This window comes from Neoroseomonas terrae, from assembly GCF_018129025.1.
Lineage (GTDB): Bacteria > Pseudomonadota > Alphaproteobacteria > Acetobacterales > Acetobacteraceae > Neoroseomonas > Neoroseomonas terrae.
The window spans coordinates 60,559-80,581 of sequence record NZ_JAAEDI010000011.1; the positions used below are offsets into that span (position 1 = coordinate 60,559).

3 protein-coding genes are annotated in these 20,023 nt (G+C 73.9%); all 3 read left to right on the top strand.

Features of this window, described 5'->3' with window-relative positions; genetic code table 11:
* Window positions 1-3: 3 nt before the first annotated feature.
* The gene (locus GXW78_RS11475; RefSeq protein WP_211868860.1) at window positions 4-14,574 is read left to right on the top strand and encodes a two-partner secretion domain-containing protein; all 14,571 of its coding nucleotides are present in this window, start codon (window positions 4-6) and stop codon (window positions 14,572-14,574) included.
* A 3-nt stretch (window positions 14,575-14,577) separates the two neighbouring features.
* Window positions 14,578-17,568 carry a CHAT domain-containing protein gene (locus GXW78_RS11480; protein WP_211868862.1) on the top strand — a complete coding sequence of 997 codons (2,991 nt, stop codon included), beginning with the start codon at window positions 14,578-14,580 and terminating at the stop codon, window positions 17,566-17,568.
* 129 nt (window positions 17,569-17,697) lie between these two features.
* On the top strand, window positions 17,698-19,926 hold the full coding sequence (locus GXW78_RS11485) for a protein kinase domain-containing protein (protein WP_211868864.1): 2,229 nt from the start codon (window positions 17,698-17,700) through the stop codon (window positions 19,924-19,926).
* Window positions 19,927-20,023: the final 97 nt, after the last annotated feature.

Sequence of the window (20,023 nt, forward strand, 5' to 3'; positions counted from 1 at the left end):
CCCATGCCGCGTCGCGCCGTGCTCCGCCGTGCCCGCCCTTCCCGCCGCCGCGCCGCCGTGCCCGCCCCTGCCCCGGCCGCCACGCGCCCGCCGGTGCGGCGGTGGTGGCTGCTCGCGACCACGGCGCTGCTGCCGGTCACGGGCACCGCGCTGGCCCAGGCGCCGACGGGCGCGCAGGTCGTCGCCGGCCAGGCCGCGATCGCCCAGGGCGGCAACCGCACCACCATCACGCAGCGGACCGACCGCGCGGCAATCGACTGGCAGCAATTCAACGTCGGCAGCCAGCACACGGTGCAGTTCGTCCAGCCGAACCAGGGGTCCTGGACGCTGAACCGCGTTGTCGGCCCTGATCCCTCCGTCATCGCCGGCCGTATCCAGGCCAATGGCGGCGTCGCCATCGTCAACCAGTCGGGCATGGTGTTCGCGGGTGGGGCGCAGGTCGATGTCGGCTCGCTGATCGCCTCCGCGGCCAACATCACCAACAACAACTTCATGGCCGGGCGCATGGTGTTCGACGGCGCCCCGCGGCCCGGCGCGCGCGTGGAGAACCGCGGCACCATCACGGTCGCCGATCGCGGCCTCGCCGCGCTGGTCGGGCCCGGCGTGTCCAATTCGGGCGTGATCCGCGCCAATCTCGGCCGCGTGGCGCTGGGGGCGGCCGAGACCTTCGTGCTCGACCTCGCGGGTGACGGGCTGATCGGCATCGACGTGACGCGCGCCGTCACTGCCGCACCGGACGGCAATGCCGCGCTGGTGACGAACAGCGGCGTGATCGAGGCGAATGGCGGCTCGGTGCTGATCACCGCGCATGCCGCCTCGGGCCTGGTGGAAGATTTGGTTCGCAACACCGGCCGGATCGAGGCGAACACCGTCGGCGCGCGCACGGGTGAGGTCGCGCTGCGCGCGGATGGCGGCGGCGTGCGCCAGGATGGCACGATCAGCGCGACCGGCGGGGCCGGGCAGCGCGGCGGCACTGTCGCGATGCAGGCGACCGGGCAGGTCACGGTCGGCGCTGCGGCGCGGGTCGATGCCTCGGGCGGCGCCGGCGGCGGCCGCGTGCTGGCCGGCACCACGGGCCGCGGCCGCAACCAGACCATGGCGGCGCGCACCGTTGTCGAACGCGGCGCCGAGATCCGCGCCGACGCCACGCAGAACGGGCGCGGCGGCGAGATCCTCGTCAACAGCACCGACCGCACCGAGATGCGCGGCACGCTCTCCGCCCGCGGTGGCGAGGCCGGCGGCAATGGCGGCTTCATCGAGGTGTCGGGCCAGTCCGCCTTCGTGCTGGACGGCATCGTCGACCTGCGCGCGCCGAATGGCGAGATGGGCGACTTCCTGCTCGACCCGCGCAACATCTTCATCGCCGACAGCGGCGTGACGCCGCCCGGCACGGTGACGGAGACGCCGACCGGTCTCGACTCGGTGGGCGGCTCGGTGACCGGCCCCGGCGCCATCAGCGCGACCACCGGCGGCGATTCCGACTGGGTGCGGATCACCCCCGACATCATCGAGGGCTACGCCGCCGGCAACATCATCCTCGAAGCCAGCCGCCAGATCGTCATCGGCAGTGAGGTCAACCGCACCACGGCCGGCAACCTGACGCTGACCGCAGGCCTGTCAGGCAGCAGCGGCAACATCACGCAGAATGCCGGCGCGGACATCTCCGTGAACGGCGTGCTGACGATGCAGACGGCGGCGGGTTCGATCTCGCTCGGCGCCGACCTGCGCGCGACCGGCGTCGTGCTTGCAGCCTCCGGCGACATTTCCCAGACCGGCGGGACCATCGCCCATCGCACGGCCAGCACTGACCTGGCGCTGACGGTGACGGCAAGCGGCGCCAATGCCGATGTCGACCTCACCCAGGCCGGCAACGGCCGGTTCGTGCTGGCGGCCAGCAGTGCCGGGGGCGATTTCGCGCTTTCCGGCAGCCGGATACGCGTTGCCGGAGACCTGACCGCGGATGCCGTGTCGCTGACGACGACGGCCGGGCCGCTGACACTTGGCGCGGATGTCCGGGCGACGAGCCTCACCCTCGCCGCGGCGGGCAGCATCTCGCAGACCAGCGGCACCATCGCCCACAGCACCGCCGATACCGATCTGGCGCTGACCGTCACCGCCACGGGGGCTGGTTCCGCGGTCGCCCTGAACCAGGCCGGCAATGGGCGCATCGCGCTGAATGCAAGCAGCGCGCCCGGCAGCTTCGCGCTGTCGGGGGAAGCGATCAGCGTCGACGGCACGCTCTCGGGCGGCGCCGTCTCGCTCGCCGCGACCACCGGCGCGCTGGTCATCGACGCGAATATCCGCGCGACCGACCTCACACTGCGCGCCGCCACCGGCATCGACCAGACCGGCGGCAACATCCAGCATCGCGCCAATGCCGCCACCGCCCTCGCCCTCACGGCGAGTGTCTCGGGCATCGGCGACATCGGGCTCGACCGCACCACCAACGGCAACCTGCGCCTGCGCGACGGCGGCACCGCCGATGGCGACATGCGCGTCGCCAGCAGCCGCCGCCTCGAGGTCGGCAGCGGGCAGACGCTGACGGTCGCGGGCGCCCTGGAACTGGCGGTGACGGGGGACGGCAATCCGCTCGTGCTGGCCGGGTCGCTGCGCGCCGAGAGCGTCAGCCTCACCGCCGCGGGCGACATCAGCCAGACCGGCGGCAGCATCGCGCATGTCACCGCCGGCAGCGAGCTGCCGCTGACAGTCAACGCCAGCGAGGACGGGTCGGTCGACCTGACCAGCACGACGAACGGCGCGATCGCGCTTGGCGCGAGCACCGCGGCGGGCGATTTCGCCCTGACCGGCGAAGCGATCCGCGTGACCGGCGCCCTTGCCGCCGACGGGACGTCGCTGACCGCGACGACCGGCGCCATCGCCCTCGGCGACGACCTGCGCGCCACCAGCCTGGCCCTGACGTCGGTGACCGGCATCACCCAGGGCGGCGGCACCATCATCCACCGCGAGAACAGCAATTTTGGCCTGCCGCTGACGATCAACGTGACCGGCACCGGCGACGTCGTGCTCGACGGCGCCAACGGCAACATGCAGATCATGTCCGGCGGCACCGCCGATGGCTCGGTCAGCATCACCAGTGCGCAGCATATCGAACTGATCGACGGCCAGACCTTCTCGGTGGCCGGTGCGGCGGCGCTGACCGTCTCCGGCAATGACACCGGGAACGCGCTGCTGCTGAACGGCTCGCTCTTCGCCGACAGCGTGACACTGTCCGCGACTGGTTCCATCACCCAGGCGGCTGGTGGCGTGCTGGCGCGCCGCGCAGCGGACGGCACCGCCGACCTCGCCGCCGCCCTGCCGCTGACCGCGACGGCCACCGGCAACGGCCACGACATTTCGCTCACCGGCGCGAACGGAGCGTTGCGGATCCTCGGTGCGACGACCGAGGACGGCGACATGATCCTGGCCGGCCGCAGCCTCACTGTCGCCGGCGCCGTGACCGCAGATCGGGCCGGCGCCGCGCGCGGCGACGTCACACTGGTCGCGACGGGCGGCGGGATGGCGATCGAAGCCGCGGTCACCGCTCGCAATGCGGCCATCGGCGCGGCCGGCGACGTGACGCAGACCGCGGCGTTCGACCTCGGCGGCACCGGCGGCGGGCGCCTTCGGCTGCGCGGGCCGGAAGGCGGCGACGCCAGCGTCGGCGGAAGTATCGCCCTCACCCAGGCGAATTCCGTCGCCGAGCTGGATGCCCGCGCTTCCGGCGCGCTCGCCTTCACCGCCGCCGGCGACCTCTCCGTCACGCAGGCGCACGGCGCGGGCGTGACGCTGACGGGTGCGGCAATCACGGTACCGACGGGGGCGGCGGGCGAAAGCGGCATCGTCGCCACCGGCTCCGGCGACGTCGCCGTCATCGCCGACAGCCTGGATGTGGCCGGCACGGTGAGCGCATCCGACGGCCGCACCATCTCCCTGCGCGTGGACAGCCTGGACCTGACGGGTGCCACCGTCACCGCCGGCACCACCGGCACGGTCGAGATCGGACCGCGGACGGCGGGCCGTGCGGTGCAGATCGGCACATCCGGCAATCCCACCAACACGACGGAACTTGCGACCGCGGATCTGGAGGCGATCGCCGCCGGCACGCTGCGCATCGGCCGCACCACCATCGCCTCCGAGGCGACGCAGACCATCACGGCGAACGGGCTGACGGTCGTCGATGCGGTGGCGCCCTCGGCAGCCCTGTCGCTGGTCAGCGCCAACGGCATCAACGTCAATGCCGGCATCACCGCGCCCTCCATCCGCATGGAAACGTCGGCGGGCAACATTGCGCTCGGCGCGGTGAACGTGGAGGCCAATGGCCCGAACGCGGCGATCACCCTGCTCTCGGCCGGCAGCATCGAGCAGTCCGCCGGCGGCGCGCTGGTCTCGCCCGGCGGCACCGTCGTCGACCTGATCGCCCATGCGCAGGTAACCATCGACCTGATCGGCTCGGGCGATTTCCGCCTCGCCGGCGGCATCACGCCGGCCTCGGCGAGCGGCGAGCGGTCGCTCTTCGCCCCCTTAGGCATCCAGTTCGAAACGACCGGCGCCATCACGGTCGCCGCGGCGATGGAAGTCGCCGCCTCATCCACGTACACGGCGCTGGTCGGTCGCTCGATCGCAATCGAGGCCCCGATCCTCCTACCGGGCTTGTCGGCACTCACCCTCACCGCCACCGGCGGCGGCGGGGAGAGCACGATCTCCCAGACCGCGTTGGGCCTGATCCGCACCGGGCACCTGACGCTGTCGGCCGAGGGCGCGATCGACCTCTCCCTCGCGGCGAACCAGGTGGGCACGCTCGGCACCGTCAGCTTCACCGAGGGCTTCGGCTATCGCAGCACGACGGGCTTCACGGTCGGTGGTGCGCTGGCGCCGTCCGATGGCGGCAACGCCAACATCACCATCATCGCCGATACCGGCGACATCCTGCTCCAGGCGCCGATCTCCGCCGGCAGCGGCACGGTGCGGCTGAACGCGACCACGGGCGACATCCTCCAGGACGCGGCCGGGGCGGCGATCACCGCCGGGCGGCTCGAACTGACGGCGGGCGGCGACGCACTGCTCGACCCGACCCTCGCGGCCGACCGCAACGTGGTGGGCACGCTCGGTGGCGGCACGATCGGCGGGACCCTGCGCTTCAATGCCGCGGGCGACCTCATCCTCGACGGCAGCCTGACGCAGACCGGCCCGGGCGGCGCGGTCCGGATCGCGGCCGGCGGCACCCTGACCCAGAATGCCGGCGCGGTGCTCGGCTTCAGCGACATCACCCTGGTCGCGCCCGGCGCGATGACGCTCGGCGGCACCATCGGCGTCGACCAGGCGAATCCCGTCAGCGTCGTGCGGCTCGGTACCGATGCGGGCATCACGCAGGGGGCGACGGGGCGCATCGTCGCCCACCAGCTCGGGCTCAGGGCCACCGGCGACGTGTCGCTGATGGACGGCGACAACGACGTGCGGCAGATCGCCGCGATGACGGGCGGGGTCTTCGCGCTCGACACCAATGGCGCGCTGGCGACCACCCTCGCCCCGATCGCAGTGGAACGGCCGGGTGGCGGCAGCGCCGATGTCTGGGGCGTGCAGGGCAGCTCGGTCACGCTGTCGGCGGCCGACCTCACGATCCATGCGGCGAATCTCGGCCCCTATGCTGGATTCGGCATCGGGATCGGGGCCTTTGCCTCGGCCGCCGATGGCGTTCTGCGGCTTCGGGCGGACAACCTTGCGCTGAACAGCTACCTGTTCGCCGGCCCCGGCCTCACCGGCCGCATCGAGATCGCGCCGCGCACGCTGAGCCGCCAGGTCGTGCTGGGTGGCAGCGAGGCGGGTGCGCTGTCCCTGCCGGCAACCCTCATCAACCAGCTCTATGGCGGCAGCGTCGTCATCGGGCGGTCGGAGGCCGGTGCCGGCGCGCTGACGGTGGCCGGCGCGGTCGGCATGCCGACCACCGTCAACGACGTTCTGCTGCAAGGCGGCGGCATCACGCTCGACGGCGTCTTCGCCCTGTGGACCGCCAACGGCACGCTGACGCTGAACGCCGTCACGGGCGACATCGTCCAGAATGGCGGGGCCGTCATTGCCCCGACGCTGATCGCCCGTGCGCAGAACGGGTCGGTCCTCCTCGACGGCGCCCTCGCGCTGAACGATGTCGACCGGCTGTCCGGCTCGGCGGGCGCGGGCGAGACCTTCGCCTTCAGCGGGAGCGGGTCCTACATCGTGGCCGGCAACGGCATCGATGCGACGGGCGGCACCGTCGCGCTCCACGCGCCAAGCGGCAGCATCACCCAATCGCTCGGCGCGCCGATCGTCGCGGACCGGCTGAGTGCGAACGCCTCAGGCCTCGTCTCGCTCGACGGCGGCGGGGCGGATGCCGATGCGAGTGACCTGAACCGCGTCGCGACGCTCGGCCCCTCCTCGGGCACCTCCGTCATCTTCCGCAACGCGGAGGACCTGACCGTCGAGGGGGTCACGGCGACCGGTCCCACCGGCAGCCTGATCGTGCTGGAGGCGCCGAACCTCACCCTGGCCGGGAACATCCTCGCCAGCACGCTCGACGGCCGCGTCATCCTGCGCACCGCGGCGGATTTCGACGCCCCCGCGGACGGCACCTCGATCGTCCAGACCGGCGGCATCATCCAGGCGCGCGACCTCTCGGCCTCGGCGGGCGACGAGATCGATCTCGGCAGCGCCAACCAGATCACGCGCCTCGTCGCCGGGCAGGGCGTGTCGGCGGGCAGCACGAACAGCATCGTGCTGGGCGCCGGCGGCACGCTTAACCTGACGGACGGACTCAACGGCATCCAGGTCGCCGCGCGCGTCAATGCCGGCGCCGGCGGCGCCGTGCGCATCATCGCGGATGGGCTGACCGTCGCGCCCGGCCTGTCCGGCACCGTGTTCTACGCGCCGGGCGGCGTGGTGCGCTTCCTCCCCTTCACTGCCGGCGCGACGATCGGGCTCGGCGGGTCCGGCGACACCACCACCTACGCGACGTCCCTGCTGCAGCGCGTCGATACCGGGCGACTCGTGATCGGCAGCGAAACGGCCGGGACGATCACGCTGCGGGAGGCGCTGAACCTCACCGGCGTCGGCGCGCCGCTCGCCCTCGAACTGCGCAGCGGCCGGGACATCCTCGCCGGCGGCTATACCCTCTCGCTGCGCGAGGTCAGCGCCTACGCGGCCGACAGCGTCGTCCTTGGCACCGCCGGCAGCGCCATCCAACGCATCGTCGCCGGCGAGACCGAGGCCGACGGCATCCGGGCCGGCGGCAATGTTACGGTCGCAACCGGCGGCACGCTCGCGGTCGATGCGTCGATCCGCACGGACGGTGCCGGGATCACGCTGCAGGCCGCCGACTTCGCCATCGCATCGGGCGCCGAGGTGCAGACCGGCGCCGTGCCGGGCTCGCGCATCACGGTGCGGTCGACCAACGCGGCCGGGCTCGACCTCGGCGTGTCGGACTCCGAGGCCGGGCTGTCGCAGGCGGAGATTTCGCGGCTCGACGCGCGCGGCGGCACGCTGCGGCTCGAAGGCACTGCGATCGACTTCGCCGGCACCGTCGCCATCGACGCGGCGGATGCGACCCTGCTCGACCTCGCCTCCAGCGGCTTCATCACGCAGTCGGGCGGCACCCTGGCTGCCCAGTCGTTGCGGGCGGATGCGTTCTCGGTGCAGATCGACCGCGCCGGCAACAGCCTGCCGCAGATCCAGGCCACGGCGACCGGCGACATCTCGATCGCCACGGGCGGCGCGACCACCGTCCTCGGCACCAGCAGCGCCTTCGGCAATGCCGCCATCAACGCCGGCAGCATCACGCTGTCCGACGCCGCCGGCATCATCGCCGTATGGGCCGTCGGCACGGCGACGCTGACGGCCACCACCGGCGGCATCACCGGTGCAGCCGACCTCGCCGCGGTGCAGGCGACGACGCTCAACGCCACCGCCGCCACCACGATCGATCTCACCGGCAACAACGCAGTCGGCACCCTCGCCGCGATCGCCGGCACCGGCGTCACCTTCGAGAACACCAGGGCCCTGACGGCCGGCGCCACCGGCGCAGGCGGCACGGCGATCGCCGGCAATGTGCGGCTCGCGGCCCCGTCGCTGCGGCTGAACGACGTGCTGGCCACCGGGACGGTCGACCTGACGGCGAGCGCCGGGACGATCGACCAGGCGGCCGGCGCACGCCTCGCCGCCGGCATCCTGCGCGCGGGCGCCACCGGCTCCGTCATCCTGGACGGCGCCAACCCGGACGGCACCGCGCGCAACCAGATCCAGGACATCGACGCGCTCTCGGCCGGAGCCGACATCACGCTGCGCAACGCCATCGCCCTCACCCTCGACCTGCCGCTCTCGGTCGGTGCGGGGCAGGTGCTGACGCTGGAAGCCCCGACGCTGACCATCGGCGACAACCTGACGGCCGGCGCCGGCGGGCGGATCGTGCTGCGCACCGGGTCGTTCATCGGCGGCGTCGCCTCGGGCGGCGACATCACCCAAACGGGCGGGACCATCACCGCGCCGACGCTTGCCGCGCTGGCGGGCGGGGCGGTCAGTCTCGACCGGACGGGCAATGCGATCGGTGCGCTCGGCGGCGGCACCAGCGCGGCGAGGGCCGATCTCGGCCTCGGCCTGCGCGCCGGCACCTCGGCCGTGCTGCGCAGCACCGGCTATGGCGGGAATGCCTCGCTCGGCGTGACCGGGGCGCTCGACATCGGCCCCGGCGGATCGCTGCTGCTGCGGGCGGACGACTTCGCCATCGCGGCGGCCATCCGCGTGCCGTCCGGCATCATCACCCTGCTGCCCTACACGACGGGCGCGGGGATCGGCTACGTTCTTGGCGGCGCCTCGGGCAGCACCAATGCCGGGCGCATCACGCTCGACAGCACGGAACTGTCCTTCTTCCCGTCCGGCACGCCGGCGGCGGAGCTGATCCTCGGCGCCCTGGGCGTGACGGGCAGCGTCGACATCGTCGGCGACGTGTCGCTCGCGACCGCCGGCGCCACGCCGCGCGTCAATCGGCTGACATTGATCGGGGACGGCGCGCTGACGCAGGCAGCCGGCACGCGCCTAGACGTCGCCGCGCTGCGCGCGATCTTCCCCAATGGCGCGGTGTTGCTCGACCCGGGCAGCGCCGGCAACCGGATCGCGGCGCTGCATGGCGTGACGGCGGGCGGCGATGTCGCCATCCGCGGCGGCGCGGGGATGATGGCGCTGCTCGACGACGGCAGCGGCAACGCCATCACGGTGAACGGCACCGGCCGCACCGTGACGCTGCGCGCCGACGACCTCGACATCCAGGCAGCGGTGCAGGCCCCGGGCGGCGTCATCAACCTGCTGCCGGAAACGGCTGGCCACGGCGTCACCCTCGGCGGCACCGGCGCCGGCACGCTGGCGCTGGACGCGGCGGAGATTGCCCGGCTCGGCGCCGGCGGCGCGACAGGCGCGCTGCGGCTGCGCATCGGCGGCGACAGCGCCGGCACCGTCACCGCGGGCAACATCCGCATCGTCGGCGACGTGGCGTTGCGCGGGCCGGGCGGCGAGCGCGCCTCGGTGCTGGACCTGCTTGCCGGCAGCGCCGGCATCAGCGGCGGCTCGGTCAGCCAGACGGGCGGCACCGTCAACGTCGCGGCGCTGACCGGCAGCGCGCAGGGCGACTTCCGCGTCGATGGCGCGAACGTCATCGACGGCTTCGGCGAGATCACCGCTGGCCAGCAACGCAACGGCGATGCGGCGGTCGCAGCCGATGTCGCGCTGCGCAGCACCGGCAACGTCACGGCGGGCGGCATCGTCGCGACGCGCAACCTCTCGATCACGGCGGGCGGCACGCTGGCCACCGGCCTCGTTACCCTGCCGGGCGGCACGCCGGGCAGCCTGGGCGCGGCCATCACGGCGGGTGGCCAGGCCAGCCTGACCGCGGGCGGCGCGCTGACGGCGGGCGGTGTCACGGCGCAGGACATCGTGCTCGACGGCGGCTCCGTCACGCTGAGCGGCCTCATCCAAGGCGACGGCGGCGCGGCCCGCTCCGTCCGCATCGACAGCGACGGCGCGCTGACGCAGCAGGCCGGTGCGCTGATCATCGCCGAGACACTGACGATCGGCAGCGGCAGCATCTCCCTGCCCGAGGAGAACCAGATCCTCGAGCTGACGGGCCTTGTCGCGACCGGCCCCGTCTTCGCGCTGAACACCGTGCTCGAGCTGCTGGTCAGCGGCGCGATCTCCGCCAATGGCAGCCTCTCGCTCGCCACGGATCGGGGCCTCACCGTCGCCGATACCGGCAGCATCACCGTCACCGGCGGCCCCGGCACGGCGCTGCTGACCGCCGGTGGCGCCATCGACTTCGCCGGTACGCTGACGACCAGCGGCGCCGCGACGCTGACCGCCGGCGGCGCCCTGTCCTTCACCGGCACGGCCGATGTCGGCGGCACGCTGGTCTTCGGCGCCGGCGCCGGGATGACCCTCGCCGGCACGATCGGCACCGGCGGCGAGATCGAGGCCGAGGCGGTCGGCGCCCTCGCCAGCACCGCAGCGCTGACGGCCGAGGACGGAATCGTGCTGACCGCGGGCACCACCCTGGATGTCGGCGGCACCTGGTCCGCCGGCGGAGCGGCGACCTTCGACGCTCAGGGCCTGCTCACCTACACCGCGACGGGCACGGCCGGCGGCGCAGCGACGCTGACGACGCCAGGCGCCATCATCGCGACCGCCGGCAGTTCCATCGACGCTGCGGGCATCGTGCGGCTGGACGCCGGCACGACCCTTTCGGCCGGGGGCACCATCGGCGGCGGCGCGCTCGTCGAGCTGATCGCCGGCACGGGCGCGATGACCTTCGCCGGCATCATCGACGCGACCGGTGACGTCATCGCCACCGCCGGCGCCGGCCTGACCACCAACGGCACGATCACGGCCGGCGGCGACGCCACCCTCACCGCCGGCGGCGCGCTTTCGGCGTCGACCACCATCAATGTCGGCGGCGACCTGACCCTCGATGCGGGCGCCGCGCTGGTGACGACGGCCGTCCTCACGGCGGATGGCGACGTGTCGCTCACCGCCGACGGGGCCCTCTCCGCGTCTAACCGGATCGGGGCCGGCGGCACCCTGGCGCTGGATGCCGGCACGACGATGGACGTCGCCGGCACGTGGTCGGCTGGCGGCGCGGCGACCTTCACGGCCGGCGGCCTCGTCACCTACACCGCGACCGGCACGGGTGAGGCCGGCGTCACCATCACGACGACCGGCGGCATCATCGCCTCGGCGGTCAGTTCCATCGACGGCGCCGGCACGGTACGGCTCGACGCCGGCACGACGCTCTCGGCGACCGGCATCATCAGCGGCGGACCGCTGGTCGAACTGATCGCCGGCAGCGGCGCGATGACGCTGGCCGGCACGATCGGCGCGACCGGGGCCGTGACCGCCACGGCCGGCGCTCAGCTCACCACGACCGCGGCGATCACCGCCGGCGGGGCTGTGACATTGACAGCTGACGACGCGCTGTCCGCTTCGAACAGCATCGTCGCCACCGGCGCGCTGACGCTGGATGCCGGCGGCGCGATGAGTATCGATGGCGTCTGGTCGGCCGGCGGCGCAACCGCCTTCACCGCCGGCGGCCTCATCACTTACACGGCGACCGGCACGGGCGGCGCCGGGGTCACCATGACCACGCCGGGCGGCATCATCGCGTCCGCCGCCAGTTCCATCGAGGCTGCCGGCACGGTGCGGCTGGACGCGGGCATGGCACTCTCGGCCACCGGCACGATCAGCGGCGGACCGCTGGTCGAACTGATCGCCGGCAGCGACGCGACCCTTGCCGGCACCATCGACGCGAGCGGCGCCTTCACCGCTACCGCCGGCACGGGGCTGACCACCGCCGCGGCGATCACGGCGCGCGGCGACGCGACGCTGGCGACGGGCGGTTTCCTGTCCGCATCGGCCAGCATCGACGCCGGCGGCAGCCTGACCCTCGAGGCCGGTGGCACGCTTGCCACCACCGCGATCCTGACGACCGACCGTGACGCGACCCTGATCGCCGACGGCGCACTTTCGGCATCCAACCGGATCACGGCGGCGGGCACCCTCACGCTCGACGCCGGCGCGGCGATGAACATCGACGGCACCTGGTCAGCCGGCGGCGCGGCCACCTTCACCGCCGGCGGGCTCGTCACGTACACGGCGGCCGGCTCCGGCGGGGCCGATGTCATCGTGACCACGCCGGGCGGCATGATCGCCGCCGCCGGCAGTGCCATCCACGCCGCCGGCACGGTGCGGCTCGACGCCGGCACGACACTCTCGGCCACCGGCACCATCAGCGGCGGACCACTGGTCCAGCTGATCGCCGGCAGCGGCGCGATGACGCTGGCCGGCGCCATCGATGCGGCCGGCGCCATCACCGCCGCCGCCGGCACGGGCCTCACCACCACCGCGGCGATCAGGGCGGGCAGCGACGCCACGCTCACTACCGGCGGCGCCCTGTCGGCGTCAGCGAGCATCAGCGCCGGCGGCAACCTGGCGCTCAACGCCGGCGGCGCGCTGGCCACGACTGCGATCCTGACGGCCGGCAGCGACGCCACCCTGACCGCCGGCGGCGCATTGTCGGCGTCGAACCGGATCGCGGCTGCTGGCGCGCTGACCCTCGGCGCCGGTGCGGCGATGGACGTTGCCGGCACTTGGTCGGCCGGTGGCGCCGCGCGCTTCAACGCCGGCGGCCTTGTTACCTACACCGCCGTCGGCACCGCAGGCGGCGCCACCACCATCACGACCCGGGGCGCCATCTCCGCCGCGGCCGGCAGCGTCATCAACGCTGGGGGTGCCATCGGCCTCGACGCCGCGGCGGACCTCGCCGCGGCCGGCACCCTCAGCGGCACGATGATCGACCTGCGCGCCGGCAGCGGCGCGATGACCCTCGCCGGCGCGATCACGGCTAACGAGGCGATCTCCGCCGCGGCAGGTGGCTCCCTCACCACCAGCGCGCTGGTCGTCGCCGGCACCGATGCGAGCCTTGTCGCCGGCGGGCTGCTCGACGCGACCAACCGCATCGAGGCCGGCCGCGACCTGACCCTGCGTGGGGCCGCGGGGCTGCGCGCCAGCGGCACCTTCGCCGCCGGCCGGGACGCCGTGCTGGCCTCGGCCGGCGGTCCGGTCACGATCGCCGGGACGCTCAGCGCCGGTGCGGCCATTCAGCTCGCCGCCGGCGGTGGCCTGCAGAGCGCCGCTCAGGTGCGGGCCGGCTCCACATTGACCGTCACCGCGGGCGGCGATGCGGCGCTGTCCGAGCTGCACACCGCCGGCACCGCGCTTGCCATCGACGCCGCGGGCAGCGTCACCGGCAGCGGTGCCGTGTCGGCCGGCCAGGCGGTGACGATCAGGGCCGGCCAGGCTCTGGCGCTGCAAGGGTCTGTGCAGGCCGGCAGCGACATGACGCTTCGTGCCGGTGCGGGCATGAGCCTCGGCGCGACCGCAATCGCCGGCGGCACGATCGATGCGGCGGCCGGCGGCGACGTCCTGCAGACCGGCACGCTGACCGGCCAGTCGCTTCTGCTTGCGGCTGGAGGCACGCTGGCGCAGTCGGGCGTGCTGCAATCAGGCGAGGCCGTCAGCCTGACGGCCGGCGCTGCGCTGATGCTGTCCGGGCAGACCGTGGCGGCGAGCGACATCATCATGGCCGCCGGTGGCGTCGCCACTCTGGCCGACGGCTCGATCACCGCGGGCCGCGAGGTCCGGCTGGATGCCGGTCAGGGTCTCATCATCCGCTCCTTCCAGGTCGGCACCGGCGCCATTGCGTTCCAGACGGATGGCGGCCTGCTGGTCGAAGGCAGTTTACTGACCGCCGGGGGCACCATCCGCCTCGGCGGCGGCTCAGCGGCACTGCGCAGCAACACCATCGTCGCCGACAGGCTGGGCGTGACCGCCGACGGGACGCTGACGCTAGACGGCGGCCGCTACGTCATTGGCCGGGCAGTCGCGTTCCGGGCGCCCGGCGGCATCTCGACGCCCTCCACCATCACCGTCGCGCCCCGCGACGGCGTCCTGCCGGCTGTGGTGTTCGACACGCGCGCGCCCGGCCCCATCGACCCGCTCGAGGTCGTCGAGCCGGACATCGCCGGGGTGCCGGCGAACCAGCAGGCGACCCAGGTGCGCATTCCGGGCACCGAGGCGCCGGGCGCCTTCGGCCCTGCCTCCACCGCTGCCGCCGGGCCGATGCAGATCGACATCGATGCCGGGCGCAGCGCGATCTTCCTGCTGCTCGACGGCGGCAGCGCAACGGGGGAGATCGTCTCCGCCGGGCGCCTTGCCATCCACGGCACCGGCGGCTCGGCCGAACTGACCGGCCAGCTCGTCGACCCCGCAGGCGCGCCGGTCCAGGGGCAGAATGCGGCGCGCTTCGCGGACAGCACGCGCCCCGCTAGCACCGGCGCACTCACGCGCTACCGGCTGAACGGCTGCGTCGTCTCCTCGATCAACTGCATCGTGCCGAGCCAGGTGCTGGCGATCCCGCAGGCCCCGCCGCAGCGCGTGGAGATCGGCCTGGGCGGCGGCGCCATCACCGACCCCGACGTGCAGCTCCCGAACGTCGCCGAAGAGGATTACTGACCGGTGCGGACGCTGATCGCCACCGGCGCGCTGCTCGGCCTGCTCGGCTGCACCGAGCCCTCGCCCGATGCCTATGTCTCCCGCTCGGCCAGTGCGACGGCGGGGGAGCCGGCCGGCAACGACGCGCGCAACGAACCCTGCCAGGTGCAGCCCGGCCGCACCATGCCGGCCGACCGGCAAGTGCTGCGGGCGCGGGAGGTGTTCTGCGGCGGCTGGACCCAGCCCGCCGCCCGCGTGGTCGAACTGTCGGGCAGCACCAGCGGCGCCGATCTCGACGCCATCGCGGCCTCGGGGCTCTGGCGGTCCTGGCTCGACCAGCGCGTGACCTGCGCGGCGCCGACGCGCACCACCATCGCCGGCGGCACCGATGCGCGGCTGCTCGCCTGCACGCGCCGCGCCGGCGGCTGGCCGCATGTCGCCCTGGTCACGCGCGGCCCATCGGGCCCCGTGGTCGCCGACGGCGTCGCGACCTCCCTGCCGGTCATCGAGCGCCTCGCCACCGGCCAGTCGGGCGGCGGCGGTGGGGGCGGTGGCCGCTCGGCCGCCCTCGAACTCGCTGTCGCGCGGCTGTCGGCGGATGCCTTCGGCGCCGCCGATGTCGGCCGCTACGAGCAGCTCATGACGCTCGGTCGCGACCTCAACCAGACCGAGAACTTCGCCGCCGCCGAGGATGCGTACCGCGCCGCCCTCGCCGTGCAGGAGCGCGTGCTGGGCCGCGACAACCCGAACACCGCGACGGCGATGCTGCACCTCGCCGTGAACCTGTCGAATCAGAAGCGTCTGGCGGAAGCGGCCGTCCTGCTGGACCGTGCCGCCGGCCTCGCGCCGCGCGCCGCCGACCCCGCCACCCCCGCCCGCGTCCTGCACTATCGCGGGCTGCACGCGTTGAACGCCGGCGACCCGGCCGCGGCGGCCGGGCTGCTGCTGGAGGCTGAGGGGAGCTACGGCTCGCTGATCCCCGCCTCGGCCACGGCGCGTGAGGCGGATGCGATGAACCTCGTCTCCGACCCCGTCGTGCAGTCGGCCGTGCTCGGCCTCGCCGAGGCCAAGCGCAACCGGGCCGTGGCGATGATCCGTAGCGGCCGCGCCTCGGAAGCCGCCGCGCTGGTCGATGAGTCCCGACAGGTTCTGCGCAACGCCGGGCTCGAGCCCAACATGATGGTCGGCCGCGCGATGCGCACGGAGGCGGGCGCCGACATCCGGCTCGGCCGGAACGAGGCGGCGGCGCAGCTGCTGGAACGCGCGGCAGGCCGCTTCGGCGTCGCCGCACCGGGCGAGCGGCCGGAGGCGGTGACGCTGTTCCTCGCCGGCCAGCAGCGCATCCGCGCCGGCCGGCGGGCCGAAGCGCTGACGGCCTTCCGCGCCGGCGCCGCCATCCTGCGCGCCCGCCAGATCGGCCTGCCGGTGCCGCTTATCGTCGCCTATCTCGACGCACTGGACCAGGAAGCCAACGCCAATCCGGGGCTTTCGCCGGGGCTGCGCGCGGAGATGTTCGGCGCCGCGCAGCTCGCCCAGCGGTCCAGCACGGCGCGCTTCGTGCAGCAGGCCTCCGCCCGCCTCGGCGCGTCGGAGGGCAACCCCGCGGTGCAGGGCGCGGTGCGCGGCCTGCAGGACGCCGACCGCGAGCTGCGCGAGCTGTTCGCCGAGCGCGACGCGTCAGGTACGCAGAACCCCGCGCTGGACGACCGCATCGCCGCCGCCCAGCAACGGCGCGCCCAGTCGGAGAGCGAGGTCGCGGCCGCCGCACCGGGCTATCGCCAGCTCCTGCTGGCCTCGGTCGATGCCGACAGCGTGGCGCGCGCGCTTGGTCAGGGCGAGGCGTTGCTCACCATGCTGCTCGGCCCGCAGCAGGGCTTCGTCATGGTGGTGCGCGACGGCCGCGTCGATGCCCGCCGCATCCCGATGGGGGAGGATGCGGTGGCTGCCCTCGTCACCCGCGTGCGGCGGTCCTCGGAGATCGGCCCCGGCGGCGTGCCGCGTTTCGACACCGAAGCCGCGCACGAGCTGCACCGGCTGCTGGTAACGCCGGTCGCCGGCACGCTTGCCGGGGCGGGGAACCTGGTGGTGGCACCGGATGGACCGCTGCTGGCCCTGCCCTTCGGGCTGCTGCTGGCGCAGCCCGCCAGCCCAGATGCGCTCGGCGCCGGAGATTGGCTGGTGCGCCGCCACGCCATCGTCCACGTGCCGTCCCCGCAGACGCTGGTGACGCTGCGCGCCGCCGGCACGGGCTCGACCGCGCCGCATCCGTATATCGGCTTCGGCGACTTCGTGCCGCCCTCCGCGGCGCAGTTCGCGCGATCCTTCCCGGCCGACCGCTGCGGGCGAGATGCGCGGCTCGCGACCGGCCTCGGCCGGCTGCCGGGCACGCGGGCGGAGGTGCTGACCTCGCGGGCCCTGCTCGGCGCCGCCGCGGACCGGGCAATCCTCGGGGCCGACTTCACCATTCCTGCCCTGCGGCGCCAGCCGCTGAACCAGTTCCGCGTCGTGCACCTCGCGACCCACGCGCTGCTGCCGGGCGAACTGTCCTGCCTGACCGAGCCCTCGATCGTCGCCTCGCCGCCATCCGGCGCGCCCTCGGCCGACCCCGCCTTCCTCAAGGCGAGCGAGGTGCTCGACCTCAAGATGGATGCCGACCTCGTCATCCTGTCGGCCTGCAATACCGGCGGGCCGGGCGGCGAGGGCGGCGGCGAGGCGCTGTCCGGCCTCGCCCGCGCCTTCTTCTACGCCGGTGCGCGAGGGCTGATGGTCACGCACTGGGCGGTGGACGACGCGGCCGCCGCGCTGACAGTCGCCGACACGCTGCGCCGCCAGCAGGGGGGCGCGAGTTCGTCGGCCTCGCTGCGCGGGGCGCAGTTGCTGATCCTCGATGAGGCCGGGCGGAACCTGCCGTCGGCCTTCGCGCACCCCTACTACTGGGCGCCCTTCGTGCTGATCGGGGACGGCCGGCGCGGCCCCGGCCCGAGCGCGGGCGCCACCGCGCCGTCGCGGCTGTGATGGCACCGTCGCGAGACAATCATGGTGACCACGGTCGCAGGACGCGTGCCGGGTGTTGACGACAGGCGCGCCGAGAGGCTGTAGCATCCCCGCAGTGCCGTTGCCGGAAGCCGGAGATTCCTTCAGCCCATGCTGCCAGCCGAGCTGAGTCAGAAATACGAGGTGCGCGGCACACTCGGCGCGGGTGCGATGGGCACGGTCTACGACGCGGTCGACCGGATCATCGAACGCCGCGTGGCCATCAAGGTGGTGAACCGGCCGAACGAAAGCGACCCCGAGGCCGTCGAGGCGCATGCCCGCTTCCGGCGCGAAGCCCAGGCCGCCGGCCGTCTTTCGCACCCCAACATCGTCGGCGTCTACGACTACGGCGAGAACGCGACCCAGGCCTGGATCGTGATGGAACTGGTCGAGGGCGGCTCCCTGAAGGGCCGGCTCGACAGGCAGGAACGCTTCGCGATCCCCGAGATCGTGCGCTTCATGGGCGAAGTCTGCGCCGGCCTGCAGTATTCCCACCAGCGCGGCGTGGTGCACCGGGACATCAAGCCCGGCAACATCATGATGACCACCGAGGGCCAGGTGAAGATCGCCGATTTCGGCATCGCCCGGCTCGAGAATTCATCGATGACGCAGGTCGGCACGCTGATCGGCACGCCATCCTACATGGCGCCGGAGCAGTTCCGCGGCGAGCCGGTGGACCTGCGCGCCGACATCTGGGCCTCGGGCGTCATGCTGTACCAGCTGCTGACCGGGGAGAAGCCGTTCGAAGGTGGCTTCTCCGCCGTGATGCACAAGGCGCTGAACACCGAGCCGCCGCCGCCCTCCACCCTGTCCGTCACCGCGCCCCGCGGCTTCGACGCGGTCATCGCCCGTGCGCTGGCGAAGCGGCCGGAGGACCGGTACCGCTCCGCCGCGGAATTCGCCGAGGCGATCCGCAACGCGGTGAACGCGCCCGCCGCACCGCCGGAGGCCGCCGGCCTGCCGGGACTGCCCGGCCTGAACGACGACGCGACCATGGTCTCGACGCGCCCCCCCGTGGCGCCAAGCGGCGGGCCAGGCGCTGCCCCGGTCCCGACCGCACCGGCAGGTGGCGGCAAGGGCCCGCCGGTCGCGCTGATCGCCGGTGGCGCCGGCGCGCTGGTGGTGGCGGCCGCAGCAGGCTGGTTCTTCCTGCTAGGCCCCGGCTCGGGACCCGACCCGGCGATCGCCGAGCGCGAACGGCAGGAGCAACTCTCGCGACAGGCGGCCGAGACCGTGCGCGACACGGCAGCGCGGGAAGCGGCCGCTCGGGAAGCCGCGGCACGCGAGCAAGCAGCCCGTCAGCAGGCCGAGACCGCCGCTCAGGCGGCGGCTGCGCGCGAGGCCGCCGCGCGGGACCAGTCGGCACGCGAACAGGCGCAGCGTGAACGCCTCGCCGCCGAGGCAGCGGCCCGCGAGGCAGCCGCACGCGAACAAGCCGCCCGGGACCAGGCCGCACGCGAGCAGGCCGCGCGCGAACAGGCGTCCCGGGAACAAGCCGCTCGCGAGCAGGCCGGGCGAGATCAGGCAGCGCGCGACCAGGCTGCACGCGACCAGGCCGCGCGGGACCAGGCTGCACGCGACCAGGCGGCCCGCGAACAGGCCGCGCGCGAGCAGGCCGCACGGGAACAGGCGGCACGAGACCAGGCGGCCCGGGACCAGGCCGCGCGTGAACAGCAGCTCGCGCGGCTCGACCTGCGCGCCGCCGCGCAGTCCATCGCGGTCTCCACCCCCTGCTCGCTGATCGCCTGGTCGGTCGCCGACCGCAGCATGACGCTGTCCGGCGTCGTGCGGCGCGGCGACGAGGCGGCGATCCGACAGGAACTCGCCCGCCGCGGCGTGCCCGACGACGTGGCGCGGCTCGAGCTTACCGCCTTCGACGGGAATTTCTGCGAAGCGCTGGACCTGCTGCGCCCGCTGCTGGGGCCGGCCGGCGTGCCGCCGCTCGTCTCCGTCATCGGCCAAATGCCTCTCCAGCGCGAGGAGCTGATGCGCCTCGACGTCCAGATGCCGGACTGGCCGGCGCATCTGTACGTCGCCTACTTCATGCATTCGGGCGAGGTCGCGAACCTCGTCCCGTCCGCGCTGCAGCAGCCGGGCGCGCAGGTGCGCCTGGGCGAGCCGCAGGGGAACTTCCCCGGCTGGGTGGTCGACGAGCCCTACGGCACGGACCTTGCGATCGTCATCGTGTCGGACCGGCCCTTGTTCGGTTCCTCCCGCCCCGTCGTCGAGCCTCAGGCGGCATATCTCGCCGCGCTCGCGGCCGCCCTGCGGACGGCGCGGGCAAACGGGACGCGGGTGGTGGTGCGGCCGGTGGTGGTGGAGACGGTGGCCCGGCGATAAGGGCGAACCGCGCCGGGGCGCTGCCCGAAGCGCGTTCAGCACTCAGCCGTGCCCCGCGCCAAGCCGAGGTGTCCAGAGGCCCTTCGGCCTTTGGCTG

Bases quoted from the DNA above. Each gene is read 5' to 3' on its own strand.
- GXW78_RS11475 (WP_211868860.1), top strand. From the start codon at position 4: ATGCCGCGTCGCGCCGTGCTCCGCCGTGCCCGCCCTTCCCGCCGCCGC.
- GXW78_RS11485 (WP_211868864.1), top strand. From the start codon at position 17,698: ATGCTGCCAGCCGAGCTGAGTCAGAAATACGAGGTGCGCGGCACACTC.